General features: G+C 65.8%; 16 protein-coding genes. 14 read left to right on the forward strand and 2 right to left on the reverse strand.

All coding sequences use genetic code 11. The features are described 5' to 3' along the window. Positions 1-49: 49 nt before the first annotated feature. Together V5F74_RS20120 and V5F74_RS20125 are read left to right on the forward strand one after the other, a co-directional pair. Positions 50-280, forward strand: a complete 231-nt coding sequence (locus V5F74_RS20120) for a helix-turn-helix domain-containing protein (protein ID WP_394009801.1) — start codon at positions 50-52, stop codon at positions 278-280. Then, a complete protein-coding gene (locus V5F74_RS20125; RefSeq protein ID WP_394009802.1) occupies positions 277-984 on the forward strand; it encodes a hypothetical protein in 708 nt (235 codons plus the stop codon). The genes V5F74_RS20120 and V5F74_RS20125 overlap by 4 nt, the downstream gene beginning before the upstream one ends. On the opposite strand, the gene V5F74_RS20130 is transcribed toward V5F74_RS20125, so the two are convergent. Then, positions 974-1,906 (reverse strand): DNA-methyltransferase, encoded by a 933-nt coding sequence (locus V5F74_RS20130; RefSeq protein ID WP_394009803.1) that lies wholly within the window; start codon positions 1,904-1,906, stop codon positions 974-976. The genes V5F74_RS20125 and V5F74_RS20130 overlap by 11 nt on opposite strands. 413 nt (positions 1,907-2,319) lie before the next feature. Here V5F74_RS20130 and V5F74_RS20135 point away from each other — a divergent pair, with 413 nt between their 5' ends. Then, positions 2,320-2,658, forward strand: coding sequence for an Arm DNA-binding domain-containing protein (locus tag V5F74_RS20135; protein ID WP_394009804.1), 339 nt, complete (start codon positions 2,320-2,322; stop codon positions 2,656-2,658). Positions 2,659-2,695: 37 nt separating this feature from the next. Here the strand turns inward: V5F74_RS20135 and V5F74_RS20140 are convergent, their stop codons facing one another. After that, positions 2,696-3,667, reverse strand: coding sequence for a LysR family transcriptional regulator (locus V5F74_RS20140; protein WP_394009805.1), 972 nt, complete (start codon positions 3,665-3,667; stop codon positions 2,696-2,698). A gap of 219 nt (positions 3,668-3,886) precedes the next feature. Between V5F74_RS20140 and V5F74_RS20145 the strand changes: the two genes are divergently transcribed. The 11 genes from V5F74_RS20145 to V5F74_RS20195 all read left to right on the forward strand — a co-directional run bounded on the left by V5F74_RS20145 (position 3,887) and on the right by V5F74_RS20195 (position 15,359). Continuing rightward, the gene (locus tag V5F74_RS20145; protein WP_394009806.1) at positions 3,887-4,978 is read left to right on the forward strand and encodes an ABC transporter ATP-binding protein; all 1,092 of its coding nucleotides are present in this window, start codon (positions 3,887-3,889) and stop codon (positions 4,976-4,978) included. Between the two features lie 41 nt (positions 4,979-5,019). After that, positions 5,020-5,742: an HAD-IA family hydrolase gene (locus V5F74_RS20150; RefSeq protein WP_394009807.1), complete on the forward strand. Its 723-nt coding sequence runs from the start codon at positions 5,020-5,022 to the stop codon at positions 5,740-5,742. A gap of 18 nt (positions 5,743-5,760) precedes the next feature. Next, the gene (locus V5F74_RS20155) at positions 5,761-7,065 is read left to right on the forward strand and encodes an NAD(P)/FAD-dependent oxidoreductase (protein WP_394009808.1); all 1,305 of its coding nucleotides are present in this window, start codon (positions 5,761-5,763) and stop codon (positions 7,063-7,065) included. Positions 7,066-7,127: 62 nt separating this feature from the next. After that, positions 7,128-8,165: an ABC transporter substrate-binding protein gene (locus tag V5F74_RS20160; protein ID WP_029556625.1), complete on the forward strand. Its 1,038-nt coding sequence runs from the start codon at positions 7,128-7,130 to the stop codon at positions 8,163-8,165. 120 nt (positions 8,166-8,285) lie between these two features. Next, positions 8,286-9,158 (forward strand): ABC transporter permease, encoded by an 873-nt coding sequence (locus tag V5F74_RS20165; protein ID WP_024276994.1) that lies wholly within the window; start codon positions 8,286-8,288, stop codon positions 9,156-9,158. Between the two features lie 2 nt (positions 9,159-9,160). Next, complete coding sequence (locus V5F74_RS20170; RefSeq protein WP_024276995.1) at positions 9,161-9,955, forward strand: ABC transporter permease; 795 nt, start codon at positions 9,161-9,163, stop codon at positions 9,953-9,955. 79 nt (positions 9,956-10,034) lie between these two features. Continuing rightward, positions 10,035-10,388: a cupin domain-containing protein gene (locus V5F74_RS20175; RefSeq protein WP_394009809.1), complete on the forward strand. Its 354-nt coding sequence runs from the start codon at positions 10,035-10,037 to the stop codon at positions 10,386-10,388. 31 nt (positions 10,389-10,419) lie between these two features. Then, positions 10,420-11,346, forward strand: coding sequence for a 2-hydroxyacid dehydrogenase (locus tag V5F74_RS20180; protein ID WP_394009810.1), 927 nt, complete (start codon positions 10,420-10,422; stop codon positions 11,344-11,346). A 12-nt stretch (positions 11,347-11,358) separates the two neighbouring features. After that, the gene (locus V5F74_RS20185; RefSeq protein WP_394009811.1) at positions 11,359-12,852 is read left to right on the forward strand and encodes an NAD-dependent succinate-semialdehyde dehydrogenase; all 1,494 of its coding nucleotides are present in this window, start codon (positions 11,359-11,361) and stop codon (positions 12,850-12,852) included. A gap of 34 nt (positions 12,853-12,886) precedes the next feature. Continuing rightward, positions 12,887-13,960 carry a tartrate dehydrogenase gene (locus tag V5F74_RS20190; RefSeq protein ID WP_394009812.1) on the forward strand — a complete coding sequence of 358 codons (1,074 nt, stop codon included), beginning with the start codon at positions 12,887-12,889 and terminating at the stop codon, positions 13,958-13,960. Positions 13,961-13,979: 19 nt separating this feature from the next. Further along, positions 13,980-15,359 (forward strand): aminotransferase class III-fold pyridoxal phosphate-dependent enzyme, encoded by a 1,380-nt coding sequence (locus V5F74_RS20195; RefSeq protein WP_394009867.1) that lies wholly within the window; start codon positions 13,980-13,982, stop codon positions 15,357-15,359. The last annotated feature ends 73 nt before the right edge of the window (positions 15,360-15,432 follow it).

Genomic DNA, 15,432 nt, shown 5'->3' on the forward strand with positions numbered 1-15,432 from the left:
GGTATCGTAGTCCGTGGACTCTTAGTCCTCTTTTTCCGACCGTGCCGCGGTGGATCAGTCATCACTTAAGACCCTCGGGCACCGTATCAGGGAGCGCCGAAAGACCCTTGGCTGGACGCAGGAAACCCTTGCGGACACGGCCAAGATTGATCGTTCATACATCGGCAGCGTGGAGCGCGGCGAACGCAATCTGACGTTCACAGTACTTTGCCAGATTTGCATGGCACTATCGTGCGACGTGGCGGCTTTGACCGCAGATTTGCCGGAGCCGCCCCGATGAAGTGGCTCCGTACCCTTATCTTGTTCGAGAAGGGCAACGTCATAAACTCCGCCGATTGGGCGACAGTTCACGACAGCTATGTGCGCTCTATTGTAAGCGTGAATCATCCGCTAGGCAGCGGTGCGCTGACATTGCGGCGCAAGATGCGCCTGCCTAATGGGCAGTGGCAGCGAAATGGCGTTGGATTTCTGCGTTCGCAATTTCTGCGAAACATGCAAGAAGTCGAAAAGTGGAAGGCGGAAGGTGGCGTAGACTTGGGGCGTGACAGAGTGCAGCCGCCGATTAAGCTGTACCCTAGCCTTGAGGACTACCGTGAGCCGATAACGTCCGACTTCGGCGGCTTCGACTTCATAACAACAGGGGCAGGTGGTTGCCGCGTGGCGATTGAATGGGAAACGGGTAATATTTCATCCTCTCACCGGAGTATGAACAAACTGGCCATCGCGTTGGCCCATGGCATCTTACAAATCGGTGTTCTAATCCTCCCAAGCAGGCTGCTATACGAACACCTGACCGACCGCATCGGCAATATCGGCGAGTTATCGGGCTATCTCGCCATGTGGGAAGGATTGAAGGCCACCGTGAATACGGGTTTGCTGGCTATTACCGTAGTCGAACACGACCACCTAACCGATGATCCGGCATTGCCGTATCTCACGATGGGGAATGACGGGCGCGCTAGCGAGGGCCGCGCTAAGATTTAGCGAACAGGTCCGGCGTTGCATTGTCCTTGCAGTTGCAGGCGGCATTTTCGGCTATGCGGTAGTCCTTCGACAGCGGCTTGCCCCACTTGCGGCGCTTAGCGAGGTCAGCAGCCGTGAAGAGCGTATTTTTGTTAGCCTGTATATCAGCAAGGTGCTGCTTGTCGCCATCGAGGGCGTCGAAACGCTCGATGATGGACGAGCAATCCAGTTCCGAGCCGATCCATTTGCGGCCTGTCAGCTCAGCAGCCACAAACGTCGTGCCGGACCCACCGAATGGGTCCAACACTACAGAACCTTCGTTGCTTGCCATGCTCACAATTCGATCCATGAGCTTGAGCGACAATGCGTTCGCCGCGCGCTTTTTGTATTTCGCGTGCCGGACTGGCGGAATGTCGGTCCACACATCGGACAGGTTCACGCCCAAGGGGTTCATTTTGTCCTTGTATCCACCGTAGTCGCGCAATTCGCCGCCGCAATGGCGGCAGCAAGGGCACGGTACGCGGTCAGGGTGAAAAATCGCGGGCTTCGGCCCCTTCACGAAATACAGCAATGAGTAGTGCGACGGATAAAGGCGGCTTTGGATCGGTAATGAGTATTTAATGTCAACCGCTATCCAGTGTCGGAAAGTCAGGTGTTGTCCGAGATATGCCCCTAGGGGCAGGTTCCACTTAGGGAGGTTCCAAAGGAACAGCGACCCGCCTTTTTTCAGCGTCCGCGCCATCTCCCCAAGCCACTCTTGGCACCATTCCAGATAATCATGCGCGGCGCGGGCATCGTCTATCTTGGACGAGTATTCCTTGCCGAGATTGAAGGGCGGATCGGCAAAGGCCAAGTCCACACTTTCGGCGGGAAGGCTGCGAAGCAGTTGGAGACAATCTGCCTCGTAAAGCTTGCCGTGCGGAGTTTTCAGAATGGGTATCATAGTCATCATGTCTACCGGAAGGCTGCGGCGCTGACAAGGTCGGGCGCGTCGCCATTAACCGTTGTTGTGGACGGCCGGGAGGTCGGCAGCCTACATAGCGATGGCGGGATGCGCGATGTTGCAGCATTCCGCTCGAAGCGAGCAAATTGGGCTGCGGCGACAATTGGGGGTATATTTGGGGGTATCTAAAATTTGAAAAAGTATTATTTTTTTATATATCAGTTAGTTAGTCGAATTATTCGTTGCCTCTCCTGGCACCATTTACCCTTCCGGGTAAGTCCAAAAAGCTCCGAAAACCCTTACAAACACTGAGTTCTCCGGTCCAGCAGGTTCCGGGGGTGTCTGGGGGTATCCGTTGGCAGCCGGCAAATTTGGGGGTATCGGAAACGTCCCCCCATTGAGGGCGACCCCCAATGCCCCTGACCGACACGGCCATCCGCGCGGCCAAGGCCGGCGACAAGCCCTATAAGCTGGCGGACGGTGGCGGTCTCTATCTCCTGGTGAACCCGACGGGCTCCCGCCTCTGGCGGTTGAAGTGCCGCATCGAGGGCAAGGAGAAGCTCCTCGCTATAGGCCCCTATCTCGAGCTGTCGATCTCGCCAAGGCGCGGGAGCGGCGCGACGACGTCCACGGCGATCATCGATGGCGGCGTCCTCCGCCCGCGAGAGGCCGTCATGGGAGGATGCGATAGCGGCGCCGTCCCTGCCACTCTCAAGCTCGCCGTGGCGCATATTTGGGGCTCGCCCTTATGAGCCCCTCACCTAAAAATCCGGGGCTGCTGAGATCGGATCAGCTCCTGGACGCGCCCTGACGCGCGCCTTGCTCCAGCACCGCGTCGAGGCCGAGTTCCGGATGGAGTTCCGTGACCACCGCGATGTCTTCCTGGATGCGCGCGATGATCCAGTCCCGCACCTCGGTGACGATCGCGCGCGTGGCCTTGTCGCGCGACCGCACGAACTGGCAGTGCCGCCCGGTGGTCATGAGGCGCGGGCTCGCGGGGATGAGCATCTTGTTGCGCAGCCAGTGGCAGATCACGTTCAGCCAACCCAGCGCCACGCCCTGACCCAGCAGGGCAGCCTGCACGACGATGGCGTAGTCCGAGAAGATCATTGAATTGACGGGCGAGCTCGGGTCCTCGGGAAAGAAGAGGTGCGACCAGTTCGGCTGCGCCTCGCTCAGGAAGATGAGGGTTTCCTCCGTGGACTTCGTCGGGCCCCGGTGCGCGTCGCTGTAGCCGGGACTGCAGATGGGCAGGAGAATCTCGGGCATGATGTAGGCCGCCTCGTGCCGCTCGTCCGGCCCGTTCACGAAGCGCATGCCGAGGTCGACGTCGGTGACCGGCCCGGTCAAGGCGGACATGATGAGTTCGAACCGAAGCTCCACCGTCGGGAAGGTCCGCTTCAGTTCCGCCATCCGCGGCATGATCCAGTGGGTGGTGAACCCGGTCGAGACCGACAGGGTCACGGTATCCACGCCGGCATTGCGGTCCTCGATTTCGCGCAGCGCGTGCTCGATGCCGGAAAATCCCCGCGAGATGGCTTCGTAGAGAATGAGCCCGGGCTCGGTGAGCGTCACGCCGCCGGGCAGGCGGTTGAACAGCGTGGTCCCGATGTGCTCTTCGAGCCGGCCGATCATGCGGCTGACGGCCGCCGGCGTGACGTTCAGCTCGCCGGCGGCGCGGGCGAAGCTCCCGCAGCGGGCCGCCGCCTCGAAGGTGAAGAAGCCATTCATGGACGGCAGGGCGAGGCGGATTTTGCGCATTTACATAATGTAACTTAGCCGGGATTTTTTTTCAATTGAACCCGGTGCGCAAGATTGGTCTTCTTAGCCGCAACGAAGGCCCAACAAGGGCCGATAAAAGCCAGAGACACAGGGGAACGGCATCGCGATCGCGGATCGGCCCGCGCCAGCGCACGGGCTTTTTCGTCCGATGGCACATGCGATGTAACGTTGCCGCGTTGCTTTCCAGAGCGGGGCGAGATGAACAGGCCTGCATCTTCCGGAACCGTTGGCGTATCCATCCGGAACGCCACCAAACACTACGCCGGGTTCTGCGCCCTCAACGACGTGAGTCTTGAGGTGGCGCCCGGCGAGTTCGTCTCCGTGCTTGGACCTTCAGGGTCTGGCAAGACGACGCTGCTGGGCATTCTCGGCGGCTTCGTCCAGCCGTCCTCCGGGTCGGTCTTCCTGGGTGAGCGGGACATCACGTTCGCCCCGCCGCACAAGCGCGACATCGGAATCGTGTTCCAGAATTACGCGCTCTTCCCGCACATGAGCGTCGCCGAGAACGTGACCTTTCCGCTCCGCGCCCGCCGCATGCCGAAGTCCGAATGGCCGGCGAAGCTGAAGGCGGCGCTGGAAATGACGGAGCTGGGCGGGTTCGGCGACCGCAAGATCCACGAGCTGTCCGGCGGCCAGCGCCAGCGCGTCGCGCTCGCCCGGGCGATGATCTTCGAGCCGCGGCTCATCCTGATGGACGAGCCGCTTTCGGCCCTCGACAAGCAGTTGCGCGAGACGATGCAGATCGAGCTCAAGCACCTGCACCGCCAGCTTGCCGCCACCATCATCTACGTGACCCACGACCAGCGCGAGGCGCTCACCATGAGCGACCGCATCGCCATCATGAACAAGGGGCGTGTGGTCCAGGTGGATGCGCCGGAGCGGCTGCACGACCATCCGGTGGATTCCTTCGTCGCCGGCTTTATCGGCGAAGCGACGCTCTTGCCGGTGTCGCGCATCGACGACCGTTCGGTGGACCTCGGGGGCACGCGCATCGTCTCGGCGCGGCCGATCCCGCACAATCTGAAGCTGTTCCTGGCCGTGCACTCCGAGAAGCTCACGGTGGTGCAGGACGGCGCGGACACCTCCGCGAACATCCTCTCCGGCACCGTTTCGGAAACGCTCTACCAGGGCGAGAGCGTGCGCATCTTCGTGGATCTGGACCACGGCGCCCGCCTGAGCCTGAGGGTGCCGAGCAATCACGAAAACCGGTCCCGCATGAAGTCGCCGGGCGAACGCATCGCCGTCCGTCTGCATCCGGACGACACCATCGTGGTGCCTCAGGCGCCCTGAGACCTTGCTCCCCAATTCGACATCCACAAGGAAAGCGTAAGATGAAGCTCTCTCAGTTCAAAGTCCTGACGTTCGACGTGGTCGGCACGCTCATCGACTTCGAGACGGGTGTCCTGAACGCCGTGCGCGCGCTGGGCGGCCCGAAGGCGGCGGCGGCCAGCGACGACGACATCTTCGAGCCCTACAAGCGCGGCCGCGACAAGTTCTATGGCCGCTCCTCCTTCGCCATGAAGGATGTCTACCTGTCCCTCGCCGCCGAGCGGGGCTTCCAGAACGACGAGGCCACCGCGGAGGCCTTCCAGCTCGCCGTGCTGCGCTGGCCGGCCTTCGCGGATTCGGTGGATGCCCTGCGCCGGCTGCGCAAGAACTTCCGCCTGGTCGCCATGACCAATGCCGACCGGACCGCCTTCTCGGCCTATTCGGCGACGCTCGAGAACCCCTTCCACGACAGCGTGACCTGCGACGAGACGGGCTGCGCCAAGCCGGATCCGCGCTTCTTCGCCTTCAACAAGGGGCGCCAGTCCGCGCACGGCTTCCGCCAGTCGGAAATCCTGCACGTGGCGCAGAGCCAGTATCACGACATCGGCGTCGCCAAGGCCGAGGGCTATACCACCTGCTGGATCGAACGGCGCCAGGGCCAGAAGGGCTTCGGCGGCACGCCGGACCCGAAGGTGCTGACCAAGCCGGACTTCCACTTTTCCACGCTGAAGCAGCTCGCCGATGCCGTGGATGCGGAACTCGACACGTCCCGCGTTGCCGCCTGAGCGAGAAGGCAAAACCTCATGGTCACCCCCGCGCTCCCGACCGACATCCCCTCGCTGTGGCAGGCGACTTCGGTCGCGCGTCCCACATTTGCGAGCGCGGGCGGGGACCAGAGCTTCGACGTGGCTGTGATCGGTGGCGGCTATACCGGCCTCACCACCGCTCACTATCTGGCCAAGGCCGGCCTGTCGCCGGTGGTGCTGGAGGCCAACGGCATCGGCTGGGGCGCGAGCGGGCGCAACGGCGGCGTGGTCTCCGGCAAGTTCCGGCTTGGCTTCCGCGACATCGCCAGCCGACATGGCATCGACACCGCCCGCCGGATGCACGATCTCGGGCTCGAGGCCATCGCACATGTGGGCGAGATCATCGCGGAGCTTGGCATCGCGGGGGCGGACTACCAGCCCACCGGCTCGCTGCGCTGCGCCCACAATGCGCATACGCTCGAACAGCTCAGGACCGAAGCGGAGTGGCTGCGCAGCGCGCTCGGCGACACGGCGATCTCCATCCTGAGCGCAGAAGAGGTCGCGGCGGAGACGGGCTCCCATGGCTTCACCGGCGGCATGCTGAACACCCATGGCGGGATCATCCACCCGCTGAACTACGTGCTCGGCCTCGCCGCCGGGCTCAAGGCGGGGGGAATCGCCATCCATGAGCGCTCGCCGGTCATGAGCCTGCGTCGCGAGGGGGCGGGCGTGGCGATCGAGACGCCGGCGGCGCGCATCACCGCGCGGCAGGTGGTGATCGCCACCAATTCCTATTCGGACCTGACGCCCGCCACGGCGCGTGTGCGCACCTCCATCATCCCGTTCCGTTCCGCCATGATCGCCACCGAGCCGCTCACCGGCACGCCCGGCGCCCATCTGCTGCGCACCGGGCGGAGCTATACCGAGACGCGGCGCATGATGCGCTGGTTTCGCAAGGCCGGCGATCGCCTGCTCTATGGCGGTCGCGGCGCCTTCGGGAAGACTGACCGGGAGAGCGCGTTCACCGCGCTGGAACAGGCGATGGTGCGGCAGTTCCCCGAGCTCCAGCAGGTGAAGGTGACGCACCGCTGGTCCGGCCTCGTCGCCATGACGCTGGACAGCCTGCCCCATCTCGGACGGCTCGACGACTGGGTGGTCTATAGCGTGGGCTACAACGGTACCGGCGTCGCGCTGGCCTCCGGCATCGGACGGCATGTGGCGGATCTGGTGACGGGGCGCCTGCCGGATCTCGGCCTCATCACCCGGCAGCCGCTCCACCCCATTCCATTCTATGCCCTGCGCGAGCCGGCGGTGCGGCTGGTCGCAGGGGCCTATCAATTCCTCGACGCCATCGGGAGATGACGGCGGACGAGCAGACAGCTTCCAGAAGGCAAGGGCCCGAAGCGGCCAAGAGGAGAAAAGGCATGCGCTTTTCAGTCTCGATCCCGGTGATGACCGCGGCGCTGGCCCTGTCGGTGGCGACGGCCTCCGCAGAGCAGATCACCTTCGTCTCGCAGGGCGGCGCGTATCAGGAGGCCCAGACCAAGGCCATCCTGAACCCCGCCGCCAAGCTGCTCGGCATCACCATCAACCAGGACAGCGCCCCGGATGCATGGCCGGTCCTGAAGACGCAGGCTGCCACCGGCAAGCCCATCTGGGACGTCATCGACGCGCCGACCACCATCTGCGTCCGAGGCGGCGACCAGGGCATGGTGGAGAAGCTCGACTTCTCCAAGCTTCCCAACGCGGCGTCCATGCCCGCGCAGTACAAGACGCCCTATTCGGTGGCCTACGAATTCTATTCTTCGGTTCTCGCCTACAACAAGAAGAAGTTCGCCGGCAAGGCGCCGCAGACCTGGGCCGACTTCTGGGACGTGAAGGCCTTCCCCGGCACCCGTGCCCTGCGCAACCATCCGCAGGCGACCATGGAAGCCGCCTTGCTCGCGGATGGCGTGCCGGCCGACAAGCTCTATCCGCTCGATGTGGACCGGGCCTTCAAGAAGCTGGAGCAGATCAAGCCGAACATCACGGTGTGGTGGACCTCCGGCGCCCAGTCGGCGCAGCTTCTGGCGGACGGCGAGATCGACATGGAGATGGCCTGGAACGGCCGCGTCGCGGCGGTGATGAAGGAGGGCGCTCCGGTGAGCTTCACCTTCAACCAGGGCCTGCTTCAGGAAACCTCTTTGTGCATCGTGAAGGGCGCGCCGAACCTCGAAACCGCCTACAAGTTCGTGAATGCCGCCATGACGCCGGATATCCAGGCGAACTTCCCCGCCTACATCGACTACGGCCCGGGCAACCCGGCCGCCTATGCCACCGGCAAGATCTCGCCCGAGCGCACGGCCCAGATGCCGAGCGCGCCGGAGAATGCGGCCAAGCAGGTGCTGGTGTCGCAGGCCTGGTGGGCCTCGCCCGCCGGCGAAGACGCCATCAAGCGCTGGGCGGGCTTCGTCCAGAAATAAGCCCGCGGGCCGCCGGATCGCTTCCCCTGCCCGAGATGGGGTGAAGCGATCCCTCCCGCGCTGCCGAGCCCGCCGTGTCGCGGGCCGGCCAGACCCGCAAGCCTGCTCCAGGAGCCCGCCATGTCGGCCTCGTCAACCGATCCGTCGCTTGCCCACAAGAGGGGGGAACAGCGCCTCGTCCTGCTGCTGCTCGCACCCTCGCTTGCCGTGGTGGGATGCCTGCTGATCGTGCCGCTGTGCTGGCTCGTCTGGCAGTCGGTGCGGCAGGATGGGGCCTTCACCCTGGCGCACTATGCGCGGTTCTTCAGTGATGCCGTCTACTGGACGACCTTCCTGCAGACCTTCCGCATCGCCTTCATCGTCACCGCGGCGACCGTGCTGCTCGGCTATCCCATCGCCTATGTGGCGGCCGGCGCATCGCGGCGATGGAGCATCTTCATCCTCGCGATGGTCATCCTGCCGTTCTGGACCAGCGTGCTGGTGCGGGCCTACGCTTGGCTGATCCTGCTGCAACGGCGCGGCCTCGTGAACTCGGTGCTGACCGATTTCGGGCTGATCCAGAACCCCCTCGCGCTCGTCAACAACGAGCTGGGTACCGTGATCGCGACGGTGCACATCCTCCTGCCCTTCATGGTGCTGCCGCTCTACGCCACCATGCAGAAGATTCCGGCTGAACTCACCATGGCCGGCGCGAGCCTCGGCGGCACGCCGTTCTATGTCTTCACGCGGGTGTTCCTGCCTTTGTCGCTGCCCGGCGTCGTGGCCGGCATGGTCCTCGTCTTCGTGCTGACGCTCGGCTTCTACATCACCCCGGAACTGCTCGGCGGCGGGCGGACCTACATGGTCTCCATGCTCGTGTCGCGGAACATCGAGGTCTACAACGAGTGGGGCGCCGCCTCCTCCATCAGCATCGTGCTGCTCGCCTGCGTGTTCCTCGTCTTCCGGCTGGCGAGCCTCATCATCCCGTTCGAACGCATCATGGGGGCGCGCTGATCATGTCCCTCTCCCGCATCATCCTCTACGTGGCGGTGGGCCTCATCCTGGTCTGGCTGATGGTCCCGGTCCTCATCATCGTGCCCATGTCCTTCTCGGGCGCGCGGTTCCTCGCCTTCCCGCCGCCCTCCTGGTCGCTGCGCTGGTACGAGGCCTATCTTGAAAGCGCAGCCTGGATGCAGGCGACGCGGGTCAGCCTGATCCTCGCCGTGTCGAGCGCGATCATCGCGACCGTGCTTGGAACGGCGGCGGCCTACGCGCTGAATCTCTCCACGTCGCGCCTGGTGCGCAGCCTGCAGGTGGTGCTGCTTCTGCCCCTCGTCGTGCCGATCGTGATCACGGCCGTCGGCGTCTTCCTCGTCTACGCCAACGTCGGACTGCTCGCGACCATGAGCGGCCTGATCCTCGCCAACGTCATGCTCGGCCTGCCGTTCGTCATCATCTCGGTGCTGACGGGCCTCAGGAAGTTCGATCCGGCGCAGGAGATGGTGTCGCGCAGTCTCGGCATGAACCGGCTGCGCACCTTCTTCATCGTGACGCTGCCGCAGATCCGCCCCAGCGTCATCTCGGGCCTGCTGTTCGCCTTCATCTCGGCGCTGGACGAAACGGTGGTCGCCATCTTCATCTCAGGCGGCGAGTACCAGACGCTCACCAAGCGCATGTTCACGGCGCTGCGCGACGAGATCGATCCGACCATCGCCGCCATCAGCACCCTTCTGACCGCGATCTCCTTCCTGATGGTGATCCTCGTTTCCCTCAGCGCGCGCACCGCGCCGCGGAAGAACGCCGACGCCTGAGACCTCCACGCCTCGCACCGCGCGGTGGCGGCCCATCCCGGCCGGCGCCCGCCTCCCTTTGCCGTCTGGAACCGCGACCATGAGCAACCTCATCGCCTTCGACCTTGCCGCCCCCGGACCCGCGCGCGAGAGCAAGCCCGTGCCCGACCGGCTGATCGCTGGCGATCCGAGCTACAAGACCTGGGAAATCGCGGCGGCCGGCCACAAGGACATCCGCACCGGCATCTGGGAGGCGACGCCGGGCGTCACGCGCTCCATCAAGGGCGCGACGTGGGAATATTGCACGATCCTCTCCGGCGTGATCGTGTTGACCGAGGATGGCGGCAGTCCGCGCCGCTTCAGCGCGGGCGACACCTTCGTGTTGCGGCCGGGCTTCGTGGGAACCTGGGAAACGCTGGAGACCGTGCGCAAGCTGTGGGTTGCCGTTTCCTGATCCCGCCCCCTCATTCTGTCAGGTCCTGCCCATGGCACTCCTCTACATGGCCGATCCCGCCCGCGGCGAAGTCTGGCGCCGGCTGATCGGCGAAATGGCGCCTGAAATCGACGTGCGCATCTGGCCCGACATGGGAGACCCGGCCGACATCCGCTGGGTCGCCGTCTGGGACGTGCGGGTGGATCTGGCGGCGACGTTTCCGAATCTCGAAGTGGTCTTCTCCACCGGGGCCGGTGTGGATCACCTCGACCTCACCCGCATCCCGCCGGGCATTCCCGTGGTGCGCATGGTGGAGCCCGGCATCGTCGAGGGCATGGTCGAGTACGTAACCATGGCCGTGCTCGCGCTCCACCGCGACCTGCCGACCTATATCGACCAGCAGAAGCGGCACCTCTGGGCGCAGCACTATGAAACGCCGGCGGCGCAGCGGCGCGTCGGCATCATGGGGCTCGGCTCGCTGGGGCAGGCGGCGCTCACGGGCCTCGCGCCGTTCGGCTTTCCGCTTGCGGGCTGGAGCCGCTCGCCGCGGGATATCCCGAACGTGGAGACCTTCGCCGGCGAGGCCGGCCTCGGACCGTTCCTCGCCCGCACCGACATCCTCGTATGCCTGCTGCCGCTCACCGCCGAGACGCGGGGCATCCTCGGTGCACACCTGTTCGCCCGGCTGCCCGCAGGCGCCCGCATCGTCAATGCGGGGCGCGGCGGCCATGTGGTGGCCGAGGACCTGATTGCAGCCCTCGACGCCGGCACCCTCTCGGGCGCCGTGCTCGATGTCACGGAGCCGGAGCCCCTGCCGCCGGAGCATCCGTTCTGGAGCCATCCGCGCATCCTGCTGACCCCGCACGTCGCAAGTCTCACCCGGCCGGAGACCGCCGTGGTCAGCCTGCTCGAAAACCTCCGCCGCCACGCCGCGGGCGAGCCGATGATCGGCCTCGTCGAACGCAGCCGCGGCTATTGAAAGACGTCGCCCATGTCCCTCGCCGCTGAAAACTTGCTCGCCCTCGCCGACCCGAGCCTCCTCGTCCAGGCGGCCTTCATCGGCGGCCAGTGGTGTGTCGCCGATGACGGCGCGACGCTCGCCGTGGAGGACCCCGCCACGGGCAAGGTCGTGGGCACCGTTCCGGCCTGCGGCGCGGCCGAGACGCGGCGCGCCATCGCGGCGGCGGAGACGGCGTTCCGCTCGTGGTGTTCAGTGCCGGCGGCGGAGCGCGCGCGCCTGCTGGAGTGCTGGAACGACCTCATCCTCGCCAACGCTGCCGACCTCGCGCGGATCATGACGGCCGAGCAGGGCAAGCCGCTGGCCGAGGCGGAGGGGGAAGTGCGCTACGGCGCCTCCTTCGTGAAGTGGTTCGCGGAGGAGGCACGGCGCATCTACGGCCGCACCATCCCGGCACCCGGCACCGACCGGCGCATCCTGATGCTGGAGCAGCCCATCGGCGTCACCGCCGCCATCACGCCGTGGAATTTTCCCATCGCGATGATCACGCGTAAATGCGCGCCGGCCCTCGCCGCCGGCTGCACCATGGTCATCAAGCCGTCGGAACTGACGCCGTTTTCCGCTCTGGCGGTGGTGAAGCTCGCGGAGCGGGCCGGCATTCCCGCCGGCGTCATCTCGGTGGTGACGGGCCTGCCGGCCGCCATCGGCGAGGAGCTCACGTCCAACCCCGCGGTCCGCAAGATCTCGTTCACCGGCTCGACCAGGGTCGGCGCCCATCTCATGCGCGCGTCGGCGGGGACGCTGAAGAAGCTGAGCCTGGAACTGGGCGGCAACGCGCCCTTCATCGTCTTCGACGATGCCGACCTCGACCTTGCGGTGGAGGGGGCCATGGTCTCGAAATTCCGCAATGCCGGACAGACCTGCGTGTGCGCCAACCGCATCCTGGTGCAGGCCGGCATCCACGACGCCTTCGTCGCCCGCCTCGGCGCGCGGATCGCCGCGCAGAAGGTCGGGCCGGGCACGCAGCCCGGTGTCGGCATCGGCCCGCTCATCAATCGGGCTGCCGCCGAAAAGGTGCACGCGCACGTGGCCGACGCGGTGGCCAAGGGCGCGCGCGTGGCGCAGCAGGCGGAGACCTCCTGCGCGGACGGAAATTTCGTCGCCCCGCTGCTCCTCACCGGCGCCACCACCGACATGCGGCTCGCCAATGAGGAAACCTTCGGCCCCGTCGCCCCGGTGTTCCGGTTCGAGACCGAGGCGGAGGCGATCGCCATCGCCAACGGGACTCCCTACGGACTCGCCGCCTATTTCTTCACCGAGGACATGCACCGCGCCTGGCGGGTCGGCGAGGCGCTGGAATTCGGCATGGTGGGGCTCAACACCGGTGCCATCTCCATGGAGGTGGCGCCCTTCGGCGGCGTGAAGCAATCCGGGCTCGGCCGCGAGGGCGGCTATCTCGGCATCGCCGAATATCTGGAACCCAAGGCCTTTCACATGGGTGGGCTGCGCCTCACGGCGCCGGTCTGACCCCAATCTCCCACATAGCGCAGGAAACGTGACCATGGCCGCAAGACACTATCGCATCGCCGTCATCCCCGGAGACGGCATCGGCAAGGAAGTGATGCCCGAGGGCGTGCGCGTGCTGGAGAAGGCGGCGGCGCTCTATGGCTTCAGCCTCGATCTCGCCTGGCACGACTTCGCCTGCTGCGACTACTACGCCCGCCATGGCGAGATGATGCCGGCGGACTGGAAGGCGCGGGTCGGCACCTCGGACGCCATCCTGTTCGGCGCGGTGGGCTGGCCGGATACGGTGCCGGACCATGTCTCGCTCTGGGGCTCCCTGCTCCAGTTCCGGCGGGAGTTCGATCAGTATGTGAACCTGCGGCCCGTGCGGCTGATGCCCGGCGTTCCCTGCCCCCTCGTCGGCCGCAAGCCCGGCGACATCGACTTCTGGGTGGTGCGCGAGAACACGGAGGGGGAATACACCTCCATCGGCGGGCGCATGTATCCCGGCACGCCCCGCGAGCTGGTGATCCAGGAAACGGTGATGTCGCGGCACGGCGTCGACCGCGTCCTGAAATTCGCGTTCGAGCTGGCCATGCGGCGGCCGAACCGGCACCTGACCTCGGCCACCAAGTCCAACGGCATCGCGATCACCATGCCTTATTGGGACGAGCGGGTGGAGGCGATGGCGGCCGCCTACCCGGAGGTGCGCACGGACAAGTACCACATCGATATCCTCACCGCGCAGTTCGTGCTGCATCCGGATCGGTTCGACGTGGTGGTTGCCTCCAACCTGTTCGGCGACATCCTCTCCGATCTCGGCCCCGCCTGCACCGGCACCATCGGCATCGCGCCGTCCGGCAACATCAACCCCGACCGCACCTTCCCCTCGCTGTTCGAGCCGGTGCATGGGTCGGCGCCGGACATCGCCGGCAAGGGCATCGCCAATCCGGTGGGCCAGATCTGGTCCGCGGCCATGATGCTCGAGCATCTCGGGGAAATGGACGCCGCGAATGCCATCGAGCGCGCCATCGAGCGGGTGCTGGCCGAACCTGCGGGCCGCACGGCCGATATAGGTGGGACCGCCAACACGCTGAGCTGCGGAAAGGCAATCGCCGATGCCCTCGCCTGACGCCCGGCCGCACCACGCGATGCCCGCGAATTCGCTTCAGGTTCTCGACCGCGATCACCTCATCCATCCGGTCATGTCGTTCCGCGGCCATGAGAAGCACGGTGTCACCGTGCTGCAGTCCGCCTCCGGCATGTTCCTGCGGGACGCCTCGGGGCATGAGCTGCTGGATGCCTTCGCCGGCCTGTGGTGCGTGAATGTCGGCTACGGGCAGGAGAGCATCGTGCAGGTCGCGGCGGAGCAGATGCGCCGCCTGCCCTATGCCACCGGCTATTTCGGCTTCGGTTCGGAACCTTCCATCCGCCTCGCGGCGCGCCTCGCGGAGCTGGCGCCGGAAGGACTGGACCATGTCTATTTCACCCTCGGCGGATCGGACGCCGTGGACAGCGCGGTCCGCTACATCACGCATTACTTCAATTCCACCGGACGGCCGGCGAAGAAGCACTTCATCTCGCTGGAGCGCGGCTATCACGGCTCGTCTTCCACCGGGGCGGGCCTCACCGCGCTGCCGGCGTTCCATGCCCATTTCGATGTGCCGACGCCGCGCCAACACACCATCGCCTCGCCCTATCCCTACCGCAACCCGGTGGGCGACGACCCCGCAGCGGTGATCGCCGCCTCCGTCGCAGCATTGGAGGCGAAGGTCGCCGAACTCGGGGCTGAAAACGTGGCCGCCTTCTTCTGCGAGCCCGTGCAGGGCTCGGGCGGCGTGATCGTGCCGCCGCCCGGCTGGCTGAAGGCCATGCGGGAGACCTGCACACGCCTCGACATCCTGTTCGTCGCCGACGAGGTCATCACCGGCTTCGGCCGCACGGGGCCGATCTTCGCCTGTCACGCGGAGGCGGTGTCGCCGGACCTGATGACCGTCGCCAAGGGCCTGACGGCCGGCTACGTGCCCATGGGCGCGGTTCTCATGTCGGACCGGATCTATCAGGCCATCGCTGACGGTCTGGCGCCCGAGGCGCCCATCGGGCACGGCTTCACCTATTCCGGCCACCCGGTGAGCGCGGCGGTGGGGCTGGAGGTGCTGCGCCTCTATACGGAGGGGGGAATCCTCGCCAATGGAGAGGCGCGCGGGCCGGCCTTTGCGGCGGGGCTCGACGGCCTCGTCGATCATCCCCTGGTGGGCGACGCACGCGCGCGCGGGCTGCTCGGCGCGCTGGAACTCGTGCGCGACAAGGCGGCGAAGACGCGCTTCGATCCCGCCGTGGAGCTGCCGCACCGCCTGTTCGAGGCCGGCTACCGCAATGGCCTGATCTTCCGCGCCTTCGCTGACGGCACCATCGGCCTCGCGCCCGCGCTGACCTGCACCGCCGAGGAAATGGACCTGCTTCTGTCGCGCCTCAGGCGAACCCTGGACGACGTGCTGGACGAGGCCGAAGTGCGGGCCGTACTCGCCTAGCCGGGCGCCCACAGGGGCGACATCGTTGCGCTGTCGCTCCTTCGCAGTCCCTCACGCCGGTCTCGCCCGTCTT

Origin of the sequence: Xanthobacter aminoxidans, from assembly GCF_043193615.1 — a bacterium.
Lineage (GTDB): Bacteria > Pseudomonadota > Alphaproteobacteria > Rhizobiales > Xanthobacteraceae > Xanthobacter > Xanthobacter aminoxidans.

Coding starts and splice junctions, on each gene's coding strand:
- V5F74_RS20125 (WP_394009802.1), top strand. CDS start 277: ATGAAGTGGCTCCGTACCCTTATCTTGTTCGAGAAGGGCAACGTCATA.
- V5F74_RS20130 (WP_394009803.1), bottom strand. CDS start 1,906: ATGATACCCATTCTGAAAACTCCGCACGGCAAGCTTTACGAGGCAGAT.
- V5F74_RS20135 (WP_394009804.1), top strand. CDS start 2,320: ATGCCCCTGACCGACACGGCCATCCGCGCGGCCAAGGCCGGCGACAAG.
- V5F74_RS20140 (WP_394009805.1), bottom strand. CDS start 3,667: ATGCGCAAAATCCGCCTCGCCCTGCCGTCCATGAATGGCTTCTTCACC.
- V5F74_RS20145 (WP_394009806.1), top strand. CDS start 3,887: ATGAACAGGCCTGCATCTTCCGGAACCGTTGGCGTATCCATCCGGAAC.
- V5F74_RS20150 (WP_394009807.1), top strand. CDS start 5,020: ATGAAGCTCTCTCAGTTCAAAGTCCTGACGTTCGACGTGGTCGGCACG.
- V5F74_RS20155 (WP_394009808.1), top strand. CDS start 5,761: ATGGTCACCCCCGCGCTCCCGACCGACATCCCCTCGCTGTGGCAGGCG.
- V5F74_RS20160 (WP_029556625.1), top strand. CDS start 7,128: ATGCGCTTTTCAGTCTCGATCCCGGTGATGACCGCGGCGCTGGCCCTG.
- V5F74_RS20165 (WP_024276994.1), top strand. CDS start 8,286: ATGTCGGCCTCGTCAACCGATCCGTCGCTTGCCCACAAGAGGGGGGAA.
- V5F74_RS20170 (WP_024276995.1), top strand. CDS start 9,161: ATGTCCCTCTCCCGCATCATCCTCTACGTGGCGGTGGGCCTCATCCTG.
- V5F74_RS20175 (WP_394009809.1), top strand. CDS start 10,035: ATGAGCAACCTCATCGCCTTCGACCTTGCCGCCCCCGGACCCGCGCGC.
- V5F74_RS20180 (WP_394009810.1), top strand. CDS start 10,420: ATGGCACTCCTCTACATGGCCGATCCCGCCCGCGGCGAAGTCTGGCGC.
- V5F74_RS20185 (WP_394009811.1), top strand. CDS start 11,359: ATGTCCCTCGCCGCTGAAAACTTGCTCGCCCTCGCCGACCCGAGCCTC.
- V5F74_RS20190 (WP_394009812.1), top strand. CDS start 12,887: ATGGCCGCAAGACACTATCGCATCGCCGTCATCCCCGGAGACGGCATC.
- V5F74_RS20195 (WP_394009867.1), top strand. CDS start 13,980: ATGCCCGCGAATTCGCTTCAGGTTCTCGACCGCGATCACCTCATCCAT.